Source organism: Halovulum marinum (genome assembly GCF_009697225.1).
GTDB lineage: Bacteria > Pseudomonadota > Alphaproteobacteria > Rhodobacterales > Rhodobacteraceae > Halovulum > Halovulum marinum.
The window spans coordinates 1-1165 of record NZ_WIND01000067.1 but is presented as its reverse complement, the minus strand read 5'-3'; the positions used below and the strand labels follow the sequence as shown (position 1 = coordinate 1165).

Genomic DNA, 1165 nt, shown 5'->3' with positions numbered 1-1165 from the left:
TGCGCATTCCGACGCATCCGGTCGGCTGTTCCGACAACATCCGGTCAGTCATTCCGGGGTATCCGGTCACCTGAGGATCGTTGCCGCGTAGGCATTGTTTTGATGTCAGGCGCAGTGACCTTCGTCAACGTCCCCGGTGGCTTCACTCGAGCGGCGCAGTGACGGCCCGTCGAGTTCGAGGCGATAGGCGTTGTGGACCAGGCGGTCGAGGATGGCATCGGCAAATGTCGGTTCGCCGATCACGTCGTGCCATGCAGCGACCGGCAACTGGCTGGTGATCAGGATTGAGCCGCGGTCGTGGCGGTCCTCGACGATTTCCATGAGATCGCGACGCTGGCCGGCGGTCAGGCGATCCGGGCCCCAGTCATCAAGGATGAGCAGATCGGCCTTCACCAGGGATCGGAACAGGCGCGGAAAGCGCCCGTCGCCGTGAGCAAGCTCGAGGTCGGCGAACAGGCGGGGTAGCCGCTGGTAGATGACGATGAGGTTGTCACGGCAGGCGCGTTGCCCGAGGGCGCAGGCAAGCCAGGTCTTTCCGACGCCACATGGCCCGGTGATCATCAGATTGCGGGCGTCTGCGATCCAGCGCCCGGTGGCGAGCTGCTGGAACAGGGCCCGGTCGAGTTTGCGCGGCGTGCGGAAGTCGACATCTTCGATGGCGGCGCCGATGTGGCGCAGCTTGGCCGCGCGCATGCGGGTCTGGAACCGGCGGGTATTGCGGCTGGCGATCTCGCGGTCAACCAGCAGGCCGAGCCATTCGGGATGGCTCAACTCGGCGGTGGCGTCCTGCGCCTGCAACTCGAGGAACGCCTCGGCCATGCCGTCGAGCCGCAATGCGCGGAGCTGGTCCAGGGTTGGGTGGGTGAGCATCGTCTGTCCTTTCAATGGAAATAACCAGGGCCGCGGATATTGCCGTGCTGGATCGCGGGCCCGTCCGCGGCGGGTTCGGGCCGGCTGCTGCGATGCAGGTTGTTCTTCAAGATCGAGTTGACCGAGGAATAGGACCGCGCCCCGATCGTGAGCGCCCGCTCGCAGGCTGCTTCCAGCGCCTCGGGGCCATAGGGCTTGGCGAGGCGCATGATGCCGAGGCAGGAGCGGAAGCCCTGTTCGGGATGACTGCGGTCGCGCAGGATCACCGCGACCAGGGTGGCGGTGTTCGGCCCGA

The 1165-nt window shown here is 66.0% G+C and carries 1 protein-coding gene and 1 pseudogene; both read right to left on the bottom strand.

Annotation, left to right across the window (positions count from 1 at the left end):
* Positions 1-105: 105 nt before the first annotated feature.
* Positions 106-870: an IS21-like element helper ATPase IstB gene (gene istB, locus GE300_RS22020; RefSeq protein WP_154449703.1), complete on the bottom strand. Its 765-nt coding sequence runs from the start codon at positions 868-870 to the stop codon at positions 106-108.
* Positions 871-881: 11 nt separating this feature from the next.
* Positions 882-1165: pseudogene (locus GE300_RS23465) on the bottom strand (IS21 family transposase); the annotation flags it as partial.

What these genes read in the sequence shown, in the direction of transcription:
- istB (WP_154449703.1), bottom strand. Translation starts at nt 870, where the DNA reads ATGCTCACCCACCCAACCCTGGACCAGCTCCGCGCATTGCGGCTCGAC.